Below are 20,541 nucleotides of genomic sequence, written 5' to 3'. Positions count from 1 at the left end.
CGATTACTCAACGATCTCCGCAACAACACCAGAACCGATAGTTCGTCCACCCTCACGGATAGCAAATTTCAAACCTTGGTCCATAGCAATTGGGTGGATAAGTTCGATTGACATCGTAACGTTATCTCCCGGCATAACCATCTCCATTCCACCAGGAAGGTTACAAACACCAGTGATGTCTGTAGTTCTGAAGTAGAACTGAGGACGGTAGTTGTTAAAGAATGGAGTATGACGTCCACCTTCGTCTTTAGTAAGAACGTAAACTTCCGCTTTAAATTTTCTGTGTGGAGTGATAGTACCCGGTTTCGCAAGAACTTGACCTCTTTCGATGTCTTCTTTTTTAGTTCCACGAAGAAGAGCACCAATGTTGTCTCCAGCTTCTGCTTGATCGAGTAGTTTACGGAACATTTCAATACCAGTAACAACTGATTTTGTAGTATCACGAATACCAACAATCTCGATCTCGTCGTTGATCTTAAGAACACCTTGCTCCACACGACCAGTTGCAACAGTTCCACGACCAGTGATTGAGAATACGTCCTCAACTGGCATAAGGAAAGGTTTATCAACAATACGTGTAGGGTTTGGAACGTAAGTATCAACAGCTTCCATAAGTTTAAGAATGGATTTCATTCCTAGGTCAGAATCTTCACCTTCAAGAGCTTTTAATGCAGAACCAGAGATGAAAGGTGTTTTATCACCAGGAAAGTTGTATTTGTTAAGAAGGTCTTTGATTTCCTCTTTAACCATCTCAACCATATCGTCTCTTTCATCAGCAGCGAGCATGTCCGCTTTGTTTAGGTAAACCACGATGTAAGGAACCCCTACTTGACGAGCAAGAAGGATATGTTCTTTAGTTTGTGGCATAGCACCGTCAGTTGCAGATACTACGAGAATCGCAGCGTCCATCTGAGCAGCACCAGTAATCATGTTTTTAACATAGTCCGCGTGTCCCGGGCAATCTACGTGTGCGTAGTGACGGTTAGGAGTTTCATACTCCTGGTGAGACGTTGCAATAGTAATCCCACGAGCCTTTTCTTCGGGCGCGTTGTCGATTTGGTCGTAAGCAATCGCTTTGTTTTTTCCACCCACTAACTTCGCAAGCGTTGTTGTGATCGCTGCTGTTAGGGTTGTTTTACCGTGGTCAACGTGACCAATTGTTCCGATGTTTAAGTGTGGTTTTGAACGGTCAAATTTTTCTTTAGCCATTGTTAGAATCTACTCCTCAATCGTGGTGCAAGACCCGATCCTCGGTTCTTTACTCCTTTAAAACTGCATGAAATTCATAGGTAAAAGCAGTCCTTTCCCAAGAAATGCCAATCCCTTTGGTCATGTTTCTAAGAGCCCCTGAAAAGCCAAGCAGGTTTTGGGCCGGTGCATTGGCTTTTAAGTGACTCTTCCCTGCCACAGCTTCCTCGATGGATACCACCTTAGCGCTTCTGCGACTTAGATCAGAAAGAACTACACCTAAGTGGTCTGCGTCCACCATCACTTCTACTTCCGTGAGGGGTCCGACCAAGTATGTGTTTGAAGCAAACAATTCCTTTACGCCCGCAAGTATTGCTACTTTCAAAAGCGTTAAAGTGATTACTGAATCTCCCTTAGGCATCTCATAGGAGAGAACTCTAAGTTTGAGACCTGTAACTTCCTCACCGTAAAACCCGTGTAAGCAGGCTTCCAAAAAGGATGTTTCTATCGAATTTTTTACTTCTTCCGGAAGACTTACCTCGAAGGCAATTTGCTTCGAAAAGTCGGCAGTATCTTCCAGGACTGCGATGAGCGCGCCGCTTGATTTTTGGTCTTCAAAGGCACGATGCTCTAGGGCAACCTTATGAGACATTTTTTTAAGAAGCTCTATTTTGGCAATGTTTATCGAACTAAACCGGAGTTTTTTTTCCGTTCTCTCCATGACCCTTCGAATCCCAATTTCCAAATGGAGCTCGCCTCGCCCCAGGAGTACCATCTGTCCGGTATCCTCTTTGTTTGTTAGTTTGTAACCTGGATCTTCCCAAACAAGCCCTTCCAAGCGACATAACCAAAACTCTTTATCTATTGATTCTTCCGGCTCCATCACAACGGAAAAAGGACTCGGGGAACGATCCGCCGAAAGGTTTTCCCCTTCCGACTCGAAATGGAGCAGTGAACTCACTGGTCCTCCCGGAAGCAAAATCAAACCTTCGTTGTTTTTAAGGAGGACAAGTTTTCCTTTTTGCAATTCCGAGATTTCCTCTTCTGTGTCGGGATTAAGAAATTGGAGTGGTGGATCTGTATTTGTTCGATCGGCATCGGCTTTGTTCAAGACTCGGGAGACCTTGGAGAGGTCCGCTTGGTCCAGGTCTTTCGTGGGATAGACTACCGCATATCGTCCGATGGATGGGTCTGTCCGACGAGATAGGACAAGGAGAGGACAGGAGGAAGATGTGAGTTCTTTCGGATCTTTGGGTTCTGTCCAAAGCACCAAATCCAAAAGCTCCCGAACACCCTCCCCCGTTTTGGCCGAACCCCCATAAACAGGATAAAGTTTCCCAGCCTTAGGTCCGGTTCGGAGTCCTATCATCGAAAAATCGATTTGGCCCGAGGGATCATTCCAGGAAGAGATCATGAGTTCATCACTCCAGGAAATAAGCTCTTCCTTCACTGTTTTTGGAAATCCTGCTGAGTGTGTTAAATAGAATTCTAATTTTCCTGATTCATTTTTCTGAAAGAGAGAGACCGGAGCTCCGGCCAAAATTTCTTCCAGGGAAACCAGAGTGTCCAAATAGTCTTCATCAAACCGGTCGAGTTTATTGATGAAAAAAACCATGGGAACGTTTGCTTTCCTGAGTTCTTCAATCACAAGCCTCGCTTGCGATTGGACCCCAGTGCCCGCTTCCAGAACGACAATCGCCGTTTCCATGGCAGCCAAAAGATCAGTCACTTGGTTTCGAAAATCAATATGGCCCGGCGTGTCTACGAGTTGGATTTGAAACTCACCAAATGTAGTTTTCCAAGGAAAGGAATGAAAAGTCGTCCGAATGGAAATTCCCCGCTCAATTTCTTCCTGCAAACTATCCGATTCTGTGTTCCCATCTTCGATGGAACCAACTGCCGAAATTTTGCCTGCTTCAAACAAAATTCTTTCGGTAAGAGTGGTTTTCCCCGAATCAATATGTGCAAAAATTCCAACAGTTCGGTATTTCATGTTTTTTATACGTTAAAATAAAAAAGCCAGGTGGTTCACCTGGCTTATCAATGTTTGGAATCGAATGGAAAAAACTACCAGCGGTAGTGGGAGAAAGCCTTGTTGGCGTCTGCCATCTTTCTGATGTCTTCTTTTTTCTTGATCGCAGATCCTGTGCCTTTTTGCGCTTCTATGAATTCTGCAGCCAATTTGTTTTTCATTGATTTTTCGTTTCTACCACGGCTATATTTGATGAGCCATCGGATTCCTAGTGCAAGTCTTCTTTCTGGTCGAACTTCAATAGGAACTTGGTAAGTCACCCCACCCACTCGGCGAGATTTTACTTCCACTTGTGGTTTTGCATTTTCTAAAGCTTCTTGGAAAACAGCAAACGGATCTTGTCCTGTTTTTTTAGCAATTACTTCTAAAGCATCGTAGAACACGGCTTCAGCGACACTTTTTTTACCATCTACCATTAGGCAGTTGATAAACTTAGAAATCACTTTGTCATTGTATTTAGGATCGCCTTCGATGTGGCGCGGTTCAACTTTTCCTCTTCTTCTAGACATATACCTTTCTCCGATTACGCTTTAGGACGCTTAGCGCCGTATTTTGAACGTCCTTTACGACGTTTGTCTACACCGAGTGTATCCAGTGTTCCACGAATGATATGATAACGAACCCCTGGTAAGTCTTTTACCCTTCCCCCACGGATGAGAACCACGTTGTGTTCTTGGAGGTTGTGACCTTCACCAGGAATGTAAGCAGTGACTTCAATTCCAGTAGTGAGGCGAACCCTTGCTACTTTACGAAGAGCTGAGTTCGGTTTTTTAGGAGTAAAGGTCATTACCCTAGTGCAAACTCCACGTCTTTGTGGGCATGCTTTAAGGGCAGGAGATTTAGTTCTTTTCTTTTGGTCTTCTCTTCCAATACGGATGAGCTGGTTAATTGTAGGCATTCGATTCCTTCTTCTACTTCTCTGTCTTTAAAAAAATAATGACGTTTTCGTCCAAAATTCCAGATAGGGACATTTTGTAAACGAAAACATGATTTTGTCCCCAGAAACTCTCGAAAAGTCTCTAAGGACAAAGTTTTGGTCTAATCGTCGTCGTCCTCATCGTCCGAATCATCAGATTCTTCTTCCAACTCATCTTCATCCTCGTCCTCTTCGGCAACAAGTCTAGAGAGTGTGGCAGTAGAAACCGGAGCCGCTTCCGAAAGTTCGGAAACTTCTTCTTCCTCTTCTTCTGATTCCAGATCCCAATCTAAGTCTCCAGGTAGTTCCTTGAAAACTTCGATGTCACGGTATTTTTTCATACCCGTTCCCGCAGGAATCATGTGACCAATGATTACGTTTTCTTTCAGACCCATTAGGTTGTCTGTTTTTCCTTTGATGGCAGCATCCGTTAGAACCTTAGTTGTTTCTTGGAACGATGCTGCTGAGAAATAAGACTCGGTGTTTAGGGATGCTTTTGTTAATCCCAAAAGAACTGGAGTTCCTTGTGCTGGAGATCCCCCTTCTTTTTCCACTCGATCATTTTCTTCATCAAAGAGGAATTTATCCACTTGTTGTTGGTTCACAAAAGATGTGTCCCCACTATCAGTGATGATCACCTTACGAAGCATTTGGCGAACCACAACTTCGATGTGTTTATCGTTGATATGAACCCCTTGTAAGCGGTAAACTTCCTGAACTTCCGAAACTAGGTATTCGTGAAGAGCATTTGGTCCTTTGATCGCAAGGATATCATGCGGATCAAAATTTCCTTCATCCAACTGATCTCCACGTTTCACAAAGTCACCTTGGCGAACACGGATTTGTTTTCCGATTGGAATTGCTACTTTTACTTTTTCTTGTTCCGCTGTTTCAGGAATGATGTATAGAATTCGTTTTTCTTTAACGATTTCACCTTTGTCTTCGATTTTACCGTCGATTTCTGCAAGTGTGCAGGCATCTTTCGGACGACGAGCTTCGAAAAGTTCATCAACCCTTGGAAGACCACCGGTGATATCTCGTGTTTTTTCTGCGACTGATGGAATCTTGAAGATCACATCCCCTTCTCTTACTTTGTCTCCATTTTGGAATTGAAGAAGAGCGTCCACAGGAACAGAGTATCCATCTGATCCAACTAGAACCTTCGGAACGAGACGATCCTTTTTCTGTTCTACCACTTTTAAGATGATATTAGAAGTTTTTGGATCCACATCACGACGAACGTTTTTACCGATTTCTAAATCTTCCCATTGAATTGTTCCTGCAGTTTCAGAAACAGCCACTTCGTTATAAGGGTCAAATTCAGCTAGTGCCTTGTTTTCTTCTACGATTTGGCCTTCTTCTGCACGAAGGATGGTTCCGATTTTCACTGGAATGACAAAGTCATCCCCCAAAATGCGGAGAGTTGTTCCCACAAGAGAAACGGTTCCTGCTTGGTCAGAAGTGATTCGTTGTTCTGTCGATTCACCAACTTGGGTCGCAAATACTTCCCCTTTTTCTAATCTTTGACCTTCAACCACACGCACACTGGATAGTGTATCGGTATTGAATTCTTGGATGAGTCGGTTGACGATGATGGTTCCGCGACGAGCAAATACTTTTGCAGAGTTTGCGTTAGTCACAAGACGACCGTTAACTGATTTTACTATGGAACGATATGGAACTTTATGTTCTTTTTCTTGAATGGTAGCAGAAGCCGCACCACCCACGTGGAAAGTTCTCATCGTAAGCTGTGTTCCCGGTTGTCCGATCGACTGAGCTGCAATGGTTCCCACTGCTTCCCCAATCTCCGCTGGAACAAGGCGAGCCATGTCCATACCGTAACATTTTGTACAAATTCCATGACGAGATCTACAAGTGAGTGGAGATCTTACTTTGATTTTATCATAACCAAGGTTTTCAATCTGTTGACCAAGCGCTCTTGTAATGAGTGTGTCTTTCGGGAATACCACTTTCTCAGAAACTGGATCCACTAAATCTTCAGCCGTATAACGACCGAACACTCTGTCCGCAAGAGATACAATTACGTTCTCCCCTTCTTTTACGATTCCAAGAGTGATGTTTAACTTAGTTCCACAATCATCTTCAGAAACAATTACGTCCTGAGAGATATCCACGAGACGACGAGTGAGGTAACCGGCATCGGCAGTTTTTAACGCTGTATCCGCAAGACCCTTTCTCGCACCATGTGTAGAGATAAAAAATTCTAGAACCCCTAAACCTTCACGGAAGTTAGAACGAATCGCAAGTTCGATGATTTCTCCAGACGGTTTCGCCATAAGACCCCGCATCCCGGCGAGCTGACGAATCTGTTGTTTGGAACCACGAGCACCCGAAGCTGCCATGACGTAAACCGGATTGAATCCAGCTTGGTCTTTTTCGAGTTCCTTAAACATACCTTCAGTAATTCGGTCATTGGTTTTGGTCCAAATCTCGATTACTTTTTTACGACGTTCTTCGTTGGTAATGATACCTTTACGATACTCCATATCCGCTTTTTCAACTTCTTTGTTGGCATCCGTTACAAGTCCCTCTTTTTGAGGAGAAACTCGGATGTCATCAATCGAGATTGTAGGAGCAAATACAGTCGCGTAACGGTAACCAAGTCGTTTGATTTCATCAAGCATCACAACAGTGATTCCTGGCCCAAACTTCTCGTATACGTCTGCAATGATTTTGTTTGTTTCTTTATCACCGAGGGTTCTGTTGATATAAACATACCCTTTTGGCATCACTTGGTTGAAGATAAGTCTTCCAGGTGTGGTTTCGATGATTTTCCCTTCGTGTAAAACAGAAATTTTGGAGCGAATTTCAACAGTTTTTGTTTCAATCGCATACATTACTTCTTCAAGACCAGTGAAAAATTTTCCTTCACCTTTAGCGTCTTTTACTTCAGAAGTGAGGTAATAAATTCCAAGTACGATATCTTGTGTTGGTCCACAAATCGGTTGTCCATTGGCAGGGTTTAGAATGTTATGCGGTGATAACATGAGCATCCAAGTTTCTAACTGTGCTTTAGGAGCCAGCGGAACGTGGATTGCCATTTGGTCCCCGTCAAAGTCGGCGTTGAACGCGTGACAAACGAGTGGATGGAGTTTGATTGCCTTTCCTTCTACAAGAACAGGTAAAAATGCTTGGATCCCTAGTCTATGGAGAGTTGGAGCACGGTTGAGGAGTACTGGATGTTCTTTAACTACAGTTTCCAAAACATCAAAAACTTCTTTGTCTTCTGCTTCGATTTTTTTCTTCGCAGATTTGATATTTGGTGCTAGTTCCAAATCCACAAGGCGTTTCATAATGAACGGCTTAAAAAGTTCCAAAGCCATTTTTTTAGGAAGACCCATTTGGTGGTATTTAAGCTCAGGACCAACTACGATTACGGAACGACCAGAGTAATCCACACGTTTCCCGAGTAGGTTTTGGCGGAACCGGCCCTGTTTTCCTTTGAGCATGTCGGAGATAGATTTTAAAGGTCTATTTCCTTTTCCTTTTACAGTACGTTTGCGACGGCTATTATCAAAAAGAGCATCTACTGCTTCTTGTAACATACGTTTTTCGTTTCGTACAATGATTTCAGGAGCTTTCAAAGCAAGAAGACGTTTGAGTCGGTTGTTTCTGTTGATCACACGACGATACAAATCGTTAAGGTCGGAAGTTGCAAAACGTCCCCCCTCTAATTGAACCATCGGACGAAGTTCTGGTGGAATGACCGGAACTACATCTAAAACCATCCATTCAGGACGGTTTCCAGAATCACGGAAAGCTTCCAAAACTTCTAAGCGTTTAAAAATACGTTTGTCGGAGATTTTGTTTTTATCTTGGATCTTTTGGCGGATCACACGAGCTTCTGCATCTACGTCGATACGTGCGAGAAGTTCTTTGATGGCGTCCCCACCGATACCTGCGATAAATTTATCACCGTATTCATCTAAATAATTATGGTATTCATCTTCATCGATGAGTTCCCCTCTGTTCCTTCCGGAATCAGCAGGGTCAATGATCACATACTTCTCAAAGTAAAGAACACTTTTGAGTTGGTTGATGGTCATATCAAGAAGTAGTCCCATACGAGATGGAACAGAACGGTAATACCAAATGTGTGATACTGGAGCCGCAAGTTCAATATGGCCCATTCTCTCACGACGAACTTTGGAGTGAGTTACCTCAACCCCGCATTTGTCGCAAACCACTCCCTTATAACGGATGGATTTGAATTTACCGCAGTAACATTCCCAATCCTTAGTGGTTCCGAAGATTTTTTCACAGAAAAGACCATCTCGTTCCGGTTTTAGGGTACGGTAGTTGATCGTTTCCGGTTTTTTGACTTCCCCGAAAGACCACTCTTTGATCCGCTCGGGTGATGCCAAACGGATCGTAATCGATTCAAAACTATTGTAATTTCTCATACTTTTTCCCTTCCCTAAACGTTTTCAATGGTCTCGAATTTGATTTTCTTTTTGTTTTTCGAGAATTCATCTTCGTAATCAGAGATATCCACTTCCAATCCTTCGGAGTCTTTGATAATGATATCAAGTGCGAGACCTCGGAGTTCCTGAACAAGAACGTTAAATGATTCAGGAATACCCGGTTTGATTGAGTGAATTCCTTTCACAATTGCTTCGTAAATTCTGGCACGTCCAAGCATGTCATCTGACTTGATGGTAAGTAACTCTTGTAAGGTGTGTGATGCACCATAAGCTTCAAGAGCCCAAACTTCCATCTCCCCTAACCTTTGTCCCCCGAACTGCGCTTTACCACCAAGTGGTTGTTGTGTTACGAGTGAGTAAGGTCCAGTGGATCTTGCGTGGATTTTGTCATCCACCAAGTGAGCCAGTTTCAACATATAAATGTATCCGCAGAATACTTGGTTGATGAATTTTTCTCCCGTTCTTCCGTCGTATAACTGAAATTTGCTGTTTTCCGGTAATCCTGCTTTTTTGCAGAAATCGTGAACGTCACCTTCAGATGCTCCGTCAAACACAGGCGTTTCAAAATTGATCCCGAGTTTTTTCGCTGCAAATCCAAGTTGTGTTTCAAAGATCTGACCGAGGTTCATCCTTGAAGGAACACCAAGTGGGTTGAGTACGATATCAACAGGAGATCCGTCTTCCATGTATGGCATATCTTCTTGTGCCATCACACGTGCTACGACCCCTTTGTTTCCGTGACGACCCGCCATCTTATCACCCACTAGGAGTTTACGTTTACGAGCCACATAGACTTTTACCATTTCTTCCACGCCAGCAGCGAGTTCGTCGCCAGTTTCACGGGAATAACGTTTGATATCGATCACAGTTCCTTCAAAACCGTTTGGCATACGAAGAGAGGAATCTCTTACTTCTTTTGCCTTCTCTCCAAAAATGGAGTGTAAAAGTTTGTATTCAGGAGTGAGGTCGGTTTCTCCTTTTGGAGTCACCATACCAACCAGGATGTCACCTGGTTTTACTTCAGCACCCACACGGATCACACCAGACTCATCCAAATCACGGAATGCTTTGTCCGAAAGGTTTGGAATGTCACGAGTGATTTGTTCTTGTCCTAGTTTGGTTTCCCGAGCTTGGATTTCGAATTCTTCAATGTGGATAGAAGAGAAAACATCGTCTTTGATGATTCGTTCTGAAATGAGAATCGCATCCTCAAAGTTGTAACCTTCCCAAGGCATAAATGCAACGAGTACGTTTCTACCAAGCGCCAAGTAACCAGCATCAGTGGAAGGTCCGTTAGCAAGAACGGTTCCCTTTTGGAGGATTTGACCAAAGTCACCGTATTTTTCACCTTTGATGATTTGTCCGGCAACCGGTGCACCAATTCCTAAGTCTTGGCCTTCTTTCACAACGGAGATATATTGTACTTCTTCCGAGTGGAAAAGTTCATGTGTTTCTTTTTCTCCGTTAGGAGAAGTGAGTTCCACACGTTCTTTAGAAACCTTACTTACCTTACCACCAGTTGTGGTGTGTAACATGGAAACGTTTGGTTTTTGATTAAAACAAGTACCTTGGTTGGTTTTTTTGAATTTAATGAGTGGATAGTGAACAATCTCTTTGGATTGGTCTTCTTTGATCCAAACACCAGTAGCATCTACTTTGGAAACCACACCATCTTTTTTAGCGACGATACAAACACCTGCATCATATGCCGCACGAGCTTCCATACCAGTTCCCACAAAAGGAGCTTCTTCTGTTAAAAGAGGAACTGCTTGGCGTTGCATGTTCGAACCCATAAGTGCGCGGTTCGCATCATCATGCTCGAGGAAGGGAATGAGGGCTGTAGATACAGATACTACTTGTAACGGTGCCAAATCCATGTATTGGATTTCTGCCGGGCTACGGAAAGGAAAGTCCCCTCTATGACGAGTGGAGATGAGTTTGGAAGTGAATTCTCCTTTGTCATCTACAGTCGAATTTGACTGAGCCATATAGTGGTATTCTTCTTTGTCCGCTGTGAGATACTCGACTTGTTTTTGAACTTTTCCGTTTTTTACAAGGCGGTATGGAGTTTCGATAAACCCGTAATCGTTCACCCGAGCAAAACTAGACATGGAAAGAATGAGACCAATGTTTGGACCTTCCGGTGTTTCAATTGGGCACATACGGCCATAGTGAGAATAATGAACGTCACGAACTTCGAAACCGGCTCGGTCACGAGAAAGTCCACCAGGTCCAAGAGCGTTTAACCTACGTTTGTGGGTAAGTTCCGCCAATGGATTGGTTTGGTCCATAAACTGAGAAAGTTGCGAAGATCCAAAAAACTCATTGATCACCGCAGTGATTGGTTTGATGGAAATAAGAAGCTGCGGAGTTTGTTGTTCTGGCTCTTGAACCGTCATCCTTTCTTTGATCACTCGTTCTACACGAGAGAATCCAAGTTTCAATTGGTTCGCAATTAGCTCACCAACAGAACGAATCCTTCTGTTTCCTAAGTGGTCAATATCGTCCGGATAGTAGTTTTCCGCTTCAGACATAAGCATCACAAGATAACGAACTGTTTCGATGATGTCTTGTTTTCTTAAAACTCGGTCCTCAGCTTTTGCAAATTCTTTTGGATTATTGAATTCGAATTTACTGTTGATTTTGTAGCGACCAACAATCCCCAAATCAAAAGTTTTTGGAGAGAAAAAGAGACGTTTTAGTTCTGCTTCTGCGTTTTCAATCGTAGAAGGTTCACCCGGTCTCATGATGGTGTGGAATTTTTTGACTGCGTCTTCGTAGTCATTCACACCGTCTTTTTCTAAACAATTGATGAGAACTGGGTTGTCTTTTCCTTTCGGAAATTCAATGACATCCACATCTTTTACCTTCATTTCACGAAGGATGGAGATATTGTCCTCATTGATTTTGGAACCAGCATCGAGCATAACCTCGCCCGTTTCCATGTTGATGATATCAGCAATGGTTCTGCGACCAATCAGACGTTTAAGGTCTTTCGGATTGGCACCAGCAATCTTCATTTTAGAAGATCCATAGAACAAACGTAATACTTCTTCGTTGGTTCCCATACCCATTGCTTTTACAAGAAGGGTTGCTGGGAACTTTTTCTTACGATCGATTTTAGCAACAAGGATCCCTTTGTTGTCCATCTCGAATTCTAACCAAGAACCTCGGTAAGGAATCACACGAGCAGAGAAAGTATCTCTTACTTGGTCGTAAGAAAAGAAAATACCAGGCGATCTATGCAACTGGCTTACCACTACCCTTTCCGCACCATTGATGATGAAAGTTCCGTGGTCTGTCATCACAGGAAGGTCTCCCATGTAGACAACTTGTTCCCGGATTTCTCCGGTATCTTTGATGATGAGTCGAATGACTGCTTTTAGTGGTACGGCAAAGGAAGAATCAGTGTCTTTGCACTCTTGCGGATCGCGTTTTGGCTCTCCCAAGATATAATGGCCATATTCCATGACCATATCGTTGTTTGGTGATTCGATTGGAAAGGATTCACGAAATACAGCTTCCAATCCTTGGTTCAAACGTTTCGTCGGATCTTTCACTTCCGACTGGAGAAACCAATCAAAGGATTTTTTCTGTACGTAGATAAGATTAGGAAGTAAATTGAGGTCGGTAATTTTACCGAAATTTACCCGGTTTCTAATTTGCATTCGGGTATGCATGGAATACTCTCCCTAGAGACATGAAAATAATAGATGGTATGATAAACGAAAAAATAGAGGTGGGGACGCCTACGGCCTCCCTGCCTCTAAGTTTTTGAAGACTGGGTTTAAAAATTGGCAACCGATTAACCGGCAGCAGCAACTTCTACTTGAGCCCCAACACCTTCGAGTTTTTTCTTAATATCAGCAGCTTCGTCTTTAGAAACGCCTTCTTTCACTGATTTTCCACCAGCTTCTACAAGCGTTTTCGCATCTGCCAATCCAAGACCAGTGATTTCGCGAACGAGTTTAATAACGTCGATCTTTTTGTCACCGTGTGCTTTCAAGATGATATTGAAAGTAGCAGGCTCTTCAGCAGCAGCTGGACCACCTGCACCCGCAACCGCCGCTACCGCAACTGGTGCAGCAGCAGAAATCCCGAATTTGTCCTCCATCTTTTTCACTAGATCAGCTGCCTGAACTAGTGTAAGACTTCCAATTTGTTCTAATAGCGCGTCAACAGACATCCTATATTCTCCTTATCCTACTAATCACTATGATTACTAATTGCCGTTTTTCTCGGCTACAGCATTGATGGCGCGAGCCAATGATGCCATGATTTGATTGATTCCAGAAGCAATTTGCGTCGCAGGAGCATTGAGCCCACGAGCCACTTGCGAAAGAAGTTCTTGTTTGGACGGAAGTCCTGCAATTGCTTCTACTCCGGATTTACCCAAAACTTCCCCGTCCATATAGCCGGTTCTGATTTCGAGTTCCTTCTTATCTTTTGCAAAGTCCTTACAAACTTTTGCTACTGCTGGAAGTGCATCCAGAGAGAAAATAGCTGCAAGAGGGCCTTTGTAAACATCCCCAAAATCAATGGAGTTGTTTTTATGTTCAGAAGACTCTTTTAAAGCACGGAGAAAAAGGTTGTTTTTGATCACCTTCATTTCCGATCCTTCTTTGCGAAGTTTCGCACGAAGGTTGGACATATCTTCAACAGTTAAACCGCTGTAAGATGCTAAAATAAAGTTCGGTCGTTTTTCTAAACGACTTTTAAGTTCTGCTACTGCTTCAATTTTAGATGGATTTGCCATGATTCTTACTCGTTATATGTTCGCGTTTACTAGTTCTTTTACATCGACTTTAACGCCGATTCCCATAGTCGCCGCAACAGAGAAAGACTTTAGATAATCACCCTTCGCATCAGAAGGTTTGTCTTTCATAAGAGCTGCAACAACTGCATTGATGTTGTCAGAAAGTTTGTCATCAGAGAAGGAACATTTTCCAACACCTAAGTGAACCACTCCCCCTTTGTCAGGGCGGTATTCAATTCGGCCGGCTTTTAGTTCTTTTACTGCTTTTGATACATCAGTAGTCACTGTTCCTGCTTTTGGTTTTGGCATAAGGCCTTTACGACCTAGAACTGGACCAAGTTTACCCACTTCCTTCATCATATCAGGAGTAGCCACACAAGCGTCAAAATCAGTCCAACCACCCGCAACTTTTTCAATAAGATCCATATCACCTACAAAATCAGCACCAGCTTCTTTTGCTTCGTTTTGTTTGTCTCCTTTGCAGAAAACCAAAACTTTGATCGTCTTTCCTGTTCCGTGTGGAAGGGAAATTGTCCCTCTTACGTTTTGGAGAGATTTATAATTGATTTTAGTCGAAATCTCTAATGTTCCATCGAATTTGGAAAAACTAGTAGCTTTTGCCAAACCGACTGCATCGCCCAGGGTATAAGCCTTTGTGCGATCGACTTTCTCTTTGAGTTGGATATACTTTTTGCCGCGTTTCATGACTTCAGTTCCCGTTTCCTATGATTACTCGACGTTTACACCCATGGAACGACAAGTTCCAGCAATGATATTCACTGCTGCATCCATATCGTTCGCATTTAGGTCTTCCATCTTAGTTTTTGCAATTTCTTCTAGTTGAGCTCGTTTGATAGTTCCCACTTTTACAGTGTGTGGAGTGGCAGATCCACCTTGTAAGCCAAGCGCCTTCATAACAAGAAGAGCTGCTGGAGGAGATTTAGTTACGAATGTAAAACTTCTGTCAGAATAAACAGTAATTACTACTGGGAGTTTGAGACCCATTTGAGTTTTTGATCTCTCGTTGAACTGTTTACAGAATTCCATGATATTGAGTCCGGCTTGACCAAGAGCGGGACCTACTGGAGGAGCTGGGTTTGCTTTCCCTGCTTCCACTTGGAGTTTAATTTGTTTTACTACTTTCTTTGCAGCCATCTCGTTTCAAGTTCCTTACTAAAAGTCAATCTATCAGTTCTACTGTTCCGATTTTACTTGGAGGTAATCCAACTCCACAGGAGTGGATCTTCCGAAAATTTCTACACGAACGCGGAGTCTTCCCTTATCAGGGAAAATTTCATCCACGAGTCCTGTGAAATTAGCAAACGGACCATCTATAATTTTCAATGTTTCGCCCACTTTGAATAGGAAACGAGGTCTCGAAACTTCTTCCGATTCCACACTTCCCACATCGCTGAAGAGGTTTTTAATCTCATCCAGGGATAGTGGCTCCGGACCTTTTCCTTTTCCGCCTACGAACGTAGACACAGAAGGTAAGTTCTGGATTTTAAATCGAAGGTCATCGGTCATGTTCATCTCAACGAGAACGTAACCTGGCATGAGTTTTTTCTTTGTGACCTTCTTTTTGCCGTTTTTCATTTCGGCAACTTCCATCGAAGGAATTTTTACTGCGAAGATTTGGTCTTCCAGCTTTTGTTGTTGGACCATCTTCTCAATGTTTGTCTTCACCTTATTCTCGTGACCGGAATAAGTTTGAAGCACATACCATTTTTTATCTAAAGAATCGCCCACTTCCCTACCTATGTTCCTAATGCCCAGAACCATTTTAACAACTTAAGGAATACAAAGTCCGAAGCTGATAAAAATAGGGAAAAGATAAATACTGTAACTAGGACTACAACGGTAGAACTTACAACTTCTTGGCGCGTAGGCCAATGTACTTTTTCAAGTTCTGCTTTACATTCCTGAATGAAACTCGTAGCTTTCATTGATCCTTGTCCTGTTCTCTAATTCTATATATTCTGCAGTCTGGCAGGGCTGGAGAGAATCGAACTCCCACCAAGGACTTTGGAGATCCTAGTTCTACCATTAAACTACAGCCCTAAACAAGCCCTCTACCAGGCTTGAACTGGTGACCCCTTCCTTACCATGGAAGTGCTCTACCACTGAGCTAAGAGGGCAAAACGTTCCCACCCAAGCGCGGGTTTCCAAGCGAGGCTAGGTTTTTTACACTATTTTAAATGAGGCTCTTTGGTCAATGGAAAATGAGTTTATTTCCTGGAAATGGCAAAAAAACAGGAAAAACAGTGAATTTCCCTTGAGATTTTAGTTGTGGATTTCCCGGTTCGATAATAGAACCATGTGGGATAAGTCCCCCACTTTAAGGAATGATTCGTGGCGAAACCCTTTATAGAATTAGAAACAAAAATCCCCGATTTGGTAAAGGCAAAATCCAAAATTGTCGTACGATCCTCACGGATGAATCGCCAACTAGAGCAGTATGTTTTAGGGCTTATCACAAATATCCTTTCTGAAGTGGGACAATCCCAATTTGTGGAAATGCTTTATACAATTTCCAAAGAACTTACCATCAATGGAATCAAAGCCAACCAAAAACGAGTGTTCTTTGAAGACGAAGGCTTAGACATCACTGACGAAAACGACTACCTCCAAGGGATCAAAGAGTATTCCAAAAAGTTTTCAGAAAAGATGGCTGATGAATATGGAAAACGTTGTCTTGCTCGCGGGGTTTACGTACAAATCAAATTCCATTACTGCTTAGATGGACTCCTTGTTGAAGTGACAAACAACACACCCGTCATCAAAACCGAAGAAGTGCGGATGCGGGAAAAAATGAAAAAGTCCATGAACTACAACGACATCGCCGAGTTCTATATGGACAATATGGACAACACGGAAGGTGCAGGTCTTGGAATTGCCCTCATTATGATCCTTCTCAAAAATGAAGGGGTTGACCCAAACCTATTTCGGATCATCACTCATGGAGATCGAACGGTAGCGCGCGTCGAAATACCATTTAACGACAATTACGTGTCGTTTCGTAGCGCCGAACTAGCAGAAATCTAAGAAAATCAACCCCCGATTTGGATAGACCTCATGTTCACCATTTTCGAAACTGGTGGACATGGAATTAAAAGGTGCAAACATTCTCGTCACCGGATCAGCCGGTGGACTCGGAAAGGCAATGGCTTACCGCTTAGGAAAAGCTGGTGCCAATATCATTCTCTCTGACATTCAAAAAGACAAATTGGACGAAACCGTCGCCCTCTTCCAAAAAGAAGGTATCAAAACGACCGGCATTGTTGCCAACGTTGCCAAAGAAGAAGACAGCATTCGCCTCATTGAAGAAGCAGCAGCGTTCCAGGGAAGTCTCGATGTTGCTATTTTAAATGCAGGAATTTTACGCGATGGCCTGCTGATTCGAGTGGACAAAGAGACAGGAAAAGTAAAAGGCAAAATGGGAATCGACCAGTGGCAATCGGTCATTGATGTCAATTTGACAGGGGTGTTTCTTACGGCTCGTGAAGCCGCTGCCAAAATGGTAGAACAAAAGAAGGGAGTGATCATCCCTATTGCTTCCATTGCTATGCACGGAAACTCAGGACAAACCAATTACAGCGCTGCGAAAGCTGGTGTTGCTGCTATGACTGTAACTTGGTCAAAAGAGCTTGCAAAATTTGGAATCCGAGTGGCAGGAATTGCACCAGGTTTTATTGGAACCGAAATGGTTCTAAAGGATATGAACCCAGAAGCTCTCGATAAATGGAAATCCATCATCCCAGTGGGAAGACTTGGGGAACCAGATGAAATTGCATCCACAGCGGAATTTATCATCTCAAATGATTTGGTAACAGGTGTGGTTTTAGAGATTTCGGGTGGTGTCCGAATCTAACTTTGATTAATTACTTCGCCCTCGGGTTTCGAGGGCCTTTGAAATTTATTGCATGTTTTTGTCATTTTTTTTATAAACGAAAAAAATTTCGTAGGTAAATACAATACCTATTCGTCATAAGGATATAACGGAATTCTTACTGATGAAAATAAAAACTGAACTGACAAAACAACAATTGGAACAAGCCATTAAGGGAATCCAAGGGATTGCCCACCCGATCCGCTTATTGATTCTTTATACACTAGCAAAAGAAGAAAAAACGGTAGGACAGCTTGTTGAATTGTTAGGAACGAGCCAATCGGCAGCTTCTCAACACCTAAGTAAGATGAAAAACAACGGAATCTTAGAATCTCGAAAATCTTCCAACCAGGTATTTTATAGTTTGAAAGATCCCAAATTCAAAGATTTGATCCAAACCATTGTCAAAGTGTATAAAAAGTAAACACTAGTTCTCTTCTTCTAACAAGAAACGAACATACTCCCCGACAGAATCCCTGAGGTTGGTATAACCAAAGGGATACCCCGTTTGACCTATCTTTTCCATTTCTGCGCAGGTGTAGTATTGGTATTTGTCTTTTAGAGATTCTGGCATCTCCACATATTCGATATTTACTGGTTTGTTCATAGCAACGAACAAAGCGTTCGCTAAATCGTTCCAGGTTTCGGCAATCCCCCGTCCTACATTGTACAATCCATACTTTCGTTCACTACAGAGATAAATACTGATTTTACTAGCATCCTTTACATAAAGGAAGTCACGTTTTTGTTCTCCATCCTTGTATTCTGGTTTATAGGACTTAAATAATTTTAATTTTCCTGTATCTCGAATTTGTTCGTATCCTTTCAGAACCAAACTACGCATGTCTCCTTTGTGGGCCTCCCCATATCCAAAAACATTGAAGTATTTGAGTCCGATCACTTTGTCGGCGATTCCCATTTTTTTAGCATACAAATCAAAAAGTTGTTTGGAATACCCGTACATATTGAGGGGTTTTAAATTCTCGATAGCAGCCTGATCATTGTATCCAAACTCACCTTCCCCATAAGTTGCGGCACTCGAAGCATAAAGAAAGGGAATGTTTTTTGATACGGCAAACTCGGCCAATTTTTTCGTATAATGAAAGTTATTTTGTATAAGGTATGTGGCGTCTTTTTCTGTGGTAGCAGAACAGGCGCCTAAATGATAAATTTCTGAAATCTCACTTAGAAGTGGATGCCCCGAATCCAACATCAACTCGAACTTTTCTTTCTCGTAATAATCCTGGAAAAAATTCCTTTGTAGGTTTTTCCATTTCTCTGTTGTTCCCAAATGATCCACGACCAAGATGTCAGTGTTTCCATTGTGATTTAGGTCTTCGATGATTTGGGATCCGATGAGGCCTGCGCCTCCAGTGACGAGAGTTAGTTTTTTTGCCATGTCTTCGTTTTAGTTTTTTATACCTAAGGTTTCTATCTATTCACTTTTTACAAACAAGAAGAAAAACAAATGTCGAATTCTAAAGGATCCGATCAAATGAAATCAGAGAAAGTCGATCATGTTTCCAAATTTTTCATTTACTTGTTTTACTGTTTCCGGAAGAGGAACAAGAACTTCAGGAATCCAAGGTTTCATCCTACAATCAAAAACAATCGGAACTTGGTAGGAAATATGGTTTTGTTTTGTATCTGTTCTTGCATAAACATCCGATGCCGGTTCCATTCTTGTGAACATAGTCCAGATAAAATCAGAATCCGTTCGCACTGAATCTTCTGCGTCATCCACAAGAAATACATAATGGAACCGACCAAGGTCTTCCTGGAGTAAAGCTGAAGCCAAATGATCTTCTTTAAGATAACCAGATCCTTGTACCACAAGTACGCCCGGTAAAAAAACTTTTGGATTTTGAAAACGTTTGTCTTTGAAATGACCAGAAAATTCCTTTGGTAGATTGGGATACTTTAAAGGTGCATTAGCCTCAGTAATTCCCATCCATAACATTTTACTGCCTTTATTCACCGTCCCACTGGTATAATCCAAAGTATCTTGGCTGATATGACTAAAGATAAAAAAATCAGTTTTCGGATCACACCTTTCTGTAATGACTCGGAAAGTTTCTGAAAAGTTTTTTAGATTCACTCGTTCGTTTGTCACAAGTAAACATTTTGTAAGAGACAACTGCCCTTCCCCCAAAATCCTTAGGGCTCCCATAAAGGCTTCCCGGAAATAACGTTCCTTTACAATAGCAGCGGCAAGAGAATGCACACCTGATTCCTCATAAGCCCAAACGCCGAGTACCTGTGGCATGACCAATGGAAACATAGGTGATAGTAAGTCTTGTAAAAACTCAGCGATGTAATGATCTTCTTGCGGAGGTCTTCCTACAACGGTAGCCGCCCAAATGGCATCTTTTCTGTGCAGAATATGTTTTAGGTCTAAGTAGGGATAATCGTGTAACAAGGAATAGTATCCATAATGATCGCCAAAAGGACCTTCTGGTTTTCTTAAATCGGGAGGAATGGTACCAATGAGAGCAAAATCTGCATCCGCAACAATCGGATAAGGAGAAACCGATTTATCTTTTTTCATCCTTAGTTTTTCGCCCATAAGGAAGGAAGCAAAAACAAGTTCGGGGATCTCTTCGGGAAGTGGTGCCACGGCCGCAATAGTGAGGGCTGGAGGTCCACCGATGTAAACATGTGCCGGAAGGGCCTCTCCTTTTTTTTCGGCCTCATAATAATGGAATCCACCTCCTCTATGGATTTGAATGTGCATACCTACGGTTTTGTCACCGTAGAGTTGTACCCGGTACATTCCTAAGTTTCCATTTCCCGATTCTGGATGTTGGGTATAAACCAAAGGTAAGGTCACAAAGGCACCTCCGTCTTTTGGCCAAGAAACCACTTGAGGTAAGTCATTTGTTGAAAGAACCTCACCAGAGAGAACAGGAGCTCTTCTAACCTGTTTTAAACCCACTTGGAAGGGCAATAGTCCTAGCGAACGTTCTTTCCAAAGTTTAGAGAACCTAGGTGGAAAAATTTCTTTCGCGAGTTTGGCCAGACGTTCGATCGTTGCCACGGGTTTTGGCCCAAAGGCAAGATGGATTCTCTTTTCTGAACCATAGAGATTGGTGGCTACGGGAAACTTGGTTCCTTTGACATTTGTAAATAAGAGGGCTGGGCCTTTTTTGGCCACAACTTGTCTTTGGATCTCAGCAAGCTCCAAATAAGGATCCACAGGTTCGGAAACTACATGGAGTTCTCCTTCCTTTTGCAAAAGTCGGACAAAATCGTTGGTGGATCGTAGTGAAACCATAAAAAGGAATAGACGGCTCCTTGTTTTCTTAGACGCTATAG

General features: G+C 42.6%; 17 protein-coding genes and 2 tRNA genes. 3 read left to right on the top strand and 16 right to left on the bottom strand.

Annotated features, from left to right (window positions below; all coding sequences use genetic code 11):
• Window positions 1-3: 3 nt before the first annotated feature.
• The 14 genes from tuf to EHQ49_RS12925 form a co-directional block, all read right to left on the bottom strand.
• On the bottom strand, window positions 4-1,209 hold the full coding sequence (tuf, locus tag EHQ49_RS12990; RefSeq protein WP_012388941.1) for an elongation factor Tu: 1,206 nt from the start codon (window positions 1,207-1,209) through the stop codon (window positions 4-6).
• Between the two features lie 49 nt (window positions 1,210-1,258).
• Window positions 1,259-3,181: an elongation factor G-like protein gene (locus EHQ49_RS12985; protein ID WP_135580126.1), complete on the bottom strand. Its 1,923-nt coding sequence runs from the start codon at window positions 3,179-3,181 to the stop codon at window positions 1,259-1,261.
• A 74-nt stretch (window positions 3,182-3,255) separates the two neighbouring features.
• Complete coding sequence (rpsG, locus tag EHQ49_RS12980; RefSeq protein ID WP_135580125.1) at window positions 3,256-3,729, bottom strand: 30S ribosomal protein S7; 474 nt, start codon at window positions 3,727-3,729, stop codon at window positions 3,256-3,258.
• 14 nt (window positions 3,730-3,743) lie between these two features.
• Window positions 3,744-4,118, bottom strand: coding sequence for a 30S ribosomal protein S12 (rpsL, locus tag EHQ49_RS12975; protein WP_004783543.1), 375 nt, complete (start codon window positions 4,116-4,118; stop codon window positions 3,744-3,746).
• A 140-nt stretch (window positions 4,119-4,258) separates the two neighbouring features.
• Window positions 4,259-8,560, bottom strand: a complete 4,302-nt coding sequence (gene rpoC / locus EHQ49_RS12970) for a DNA-directed RNA polymerase subunit beta' (RefSeq protein ID WP_135580124.1) — start codon at window positions 8,558-8,560, stop codon at window positions 4,259-4,261.
• 14 nt (window positions 8,561-8,574) lie between these two features.
• Window positions 8,575-12,261, bottom strand: a complete 3,687-nt coding sequence (gene rpoB / locus EHQ49_RS12965) for a DNA-directed RNA polymerase subunit beta (RefSeq protein ID WP_135580123.1) — start codon at window positions 12,259-12,261, stop codon at window positions 8,575-8,577.
• A gap of 125 nt (window positions 12,262-12,386) precedes the next feature.
• Window positions 12,387-12,767 carry a 50S ribosomal protein L7/L12 gene (rplL, locus tag EHQ49_RS12960; RefSeq protein ID WP_135580122.1) on the bottom strand — a complete coding sequence of 127 codons (381 nt, stop codon included), beginning with the start codon at window positions 12,765-12,767 and terminating at the stop codon, window positions 12,387-12,389.
• 36 nt (window positions 12,768-12,803) lie between these two features.
• The gene (gene rplJ, locus EHQ49_RS12955; protein WP_135580121.1) at window positions 12,804-13,337 is read right to left on the bottom strand and encodes a 50S ribosomal protein L10; all 534 of its coding nucleotides are present in this window, start codon (window positions 13,335-13,337) and stop codon (window positions 12,804-12,806) included.
• A gap of 12 nt (window positions 13,338-13,349) precedes the next feature.
• Window positions 13,350-14,042, bottom strand: coding sequence for a 50S ribosomal protein L1 (gene rplA, locus EHQ49_RS12950; protein ID WP_002974044.1), 693 nt, complete (start codon window positions 14,040-14,042; stop codon window positions 13,350-13,352).
• Window positions 14,043-14,066: 24 nt separating this feature from the next.
• Window positions 14,067-14,492: a 50S ribosomal protein L11 gene (gene rplK, locus EHQ49_RS12945; protein ID WP_135580120.1), complete on the bottom strand. Its 426-nt coding sequence runs from the start codon at window positions 14,490-14,492 to the stop codon at window positions 14,067-14,069.
• A 39-nt stretch (window positions 14,493-14,531) separates the two neighbouring features.
• Window positions 14,532-15,119, bottom strand: coding sequence for a transcription termination/antitermination protein NusG (gene nusG, locus EHQ49_RS12940; RefSeq protein ID WP_051122343.1), 588 nt, complete (start codon window positions 15,117-15,119; stop codon window positions 14,532-14,534).
• Entirely contained in the window at window positions 15,095-15,283 is a 189-nt protein-coding gene (gene secE / locus EHQ49_RS12935; protein ID WP_002973751.1) for a preprotein translocase subunit SecE, read from the bottom strand. Before secE ends, nusG begins: the two co-directional genes overlap by 25 nt.
• A 41-nt stretch (window positions 15,284-15,324) precedes the next feature.
• Window positions 15,325-15,398, bottom strand: a tRNA-Trp gene (locus EHQ49_RS12930).
• Window positions 15,399-15,403: 5 nt separating this feature from the next.
• Window positions 15,404-15,475, bottom strand: a tRNA-Thr gene (locus tag EHQ49_RS12925).
• Between the two features lie 214 nt (window positions 15,476-15,689).
• On the opposite strand from EHQ49_RS12925, the gene EHQ49_RS12920 reads away from it, so the two are divergent.
• The 3 genes from EHQ49_RS12920 (at window position 15,690) to EHQ49_RS12910 (ending at window position 17,650) form a co-directional block, all read left to right on the top strand.
• Complete coding sequence (locus EHQ49_RS12920) at window positions 15,690-16,382, top strand: histidine kinase (RefSeq protein WP_135580119.1); 693 nt, start codon at window positions 15,690-15,692, stop codon at window positions 16,380-16,382.
• Window positions 16,383-16,440: 58 nt separating this feature from the next.
• Window positions 16,441-17,208: an SDR family NAD(P)-dependent oxidoreductase gene (locus EHQ49_RS12915; RefSeq protein ID WP_135580118.1), complete on the top strand. Its 768-nt coding sequence runs from the start codon at window positions 16,441-16,443 to the stop codon at window positions 17,206-17,208.
• Between the two features lie 142 nt (window positions 17,209-17,350).
• Entirely contained in the window at window positions 17,351-17,650 is a 300-nt protein-coding gene (locus tag EHQ49_RS12910) for an ArsR/SmtB family transcription factor (protein ID WP_100790775.1), read from the top strand.
• A gap of 3 nt (window positions 17,651-17,653) precedes the next feature.
• Here EHQ49_RS12910 and rfaD read toward each other — a convergent pair whose 3' ends face one another.
• The gene (gene rfaD / locus EHQ49_RS12905) at window positions 17,654-18,625 is read right to left on the bottom strand and encodes an ADP-glyceromanno-heptose 6-epimerase (RefSeq protein ID WP_135580117.1); all 972 of its coding nucleotides are present in this window, start codon (window positions 18,623-18,625) and stop codon (window positions 17,654-17,656) included.
• Between the two features lie 102 nt (window positions 18,626-18,727).
• A complete protein-coding gene (locus EHQ49_RS12900; protein ID WP_135580116.1) occupies window positions 18,728-20,500 on the bottom strand; it encodes a UbiD family decarboxylase in 1,773 nt (590 codons plus the stop codon).
• Between the last annotated feature and the right edge of the window lie 41 nt (window positions 20,501-20,541).

Origin of the sequence: Leptospira perdikensis, from assembly GCF_004769575.1 — a bacterium.
GTDB classification, from domain to species: domain Bacteria; phylum Spirochaetota; class Leptospiria; order Leptospirales; family Leptospiraceae; genus Leptospira_A; species Leptospira_A perdikensis.
Note: the sequence above shows the minus strand (reverse complement) of the source record. Positions and strands in the feature narration are given on the sequence as shown.

Bases quoted from the DNA above. Each gene is read 5' to 3' on its own strand.
- rplJ (WP_135580121.1), bottom strand. From the start codon at position 13,337: ATGGCAAATCCATCTAAAATTGAAGCAGTAGCAGAACTTAAAAGTCGT.
- rpoB (WP_135580123.1), bottom strand. From the start codon at position 12,261: ATGCATACCCGAATGCAAATTAGAAACCGGGTAAATTTCGGTAAAATT.
- tuf (WP_012388941.1), bottom strand. From the start codon at position 1,209: ATGGCTAAAGAAAAATTTGACCGTTCAAAACCACACTTAAACATCGGA.
- rplK (WP_135580120.1), bottom strand. From the start codon at position 14,492: ATGGCTGCAAAGAAAGTAGTAAAACAAATTAAACTCCAAGTGGAAGCA.
- EHQ49_RS12910 (WP_100790775.1), top strand. From the start codon at position 17,351: ATGAAAATAAAAACTGAACTGACAAAACAACAATTGGAACAAGCCATT.
- rpoC (WP_135580124.1), bottom strand. From the start codon at position 8,560: ATGAGAAATTACAATAGTTTTGAATCGATTACGATCCGTTTGGCATCA.
- EHQ49_RS12985 (WP_135580126.1), bottom strand. From the start codon at position 3,181: ATGAAATACCGAACTGTTGGAATTTTTGCACATATTGATTCGGGGAAA.
- rpsL (WP_004783543.1), bottom strand. From the start codon at position 4,118: ATGCCTACAATTAACCAGCTCATCCGTATTGGAAGAGAAGACCAAAAG.
- EHQ49_RS12915 (WP_135580118.1), top strand. From the start codon at position 16,441: ATGGAATTAAAAGGTGCAAACATTCTCGTCACCGGATCAGCCGGTGGA.
- rplL (WP_135580122.1), bottom strand. From the start codon at position 12,767: ATGTCTGTTGACGCGCTATTAGAACAAATTGGAAGTCTTACACTAGTT.
- nusG (WP_051122343.1), bottom strand. From the start codon at position 15,119: ATGGTTCTGGGCATTAGGAACATAGGTAGGGAAGTGGGCGATTCTTTA.
- rpsG (WP_135580125.1), bottom strand. From the start codon at position 3,729: ATGTCTAGAAGAAGAGGAAAAGTTGAACCGCGCCACATCGAAGGCGAT.
- EHQ49_RS12900 (WP_135580116.1), bottom strand. From the start codon at position 20,500: ATGGTTTCACTACGATCCACCAACGATTTTGTCCGACTTTTGCAAAAG.
- rfaD (WP_135580117.1), bottom strand. From the start codon at position 18,625: ATGGCAAAAAAACTAACTCTCGTCACTGGAGGCGCAGGCCTCATCGGA.
- secE (WP_002973751.1), bottom strand. From the start codon at position 15,283: ATGAAAGCTACGAGTTTCATTCAGGAATGTAAAGCAGAACTTGAAAAA.
- rplA (WP_002974044.1), bottom strand. From the start codon at position 14,042: ATGAAACGCGGCAAAAAGTATATCCAACTCAAAGAGAAAGTCGATCGC.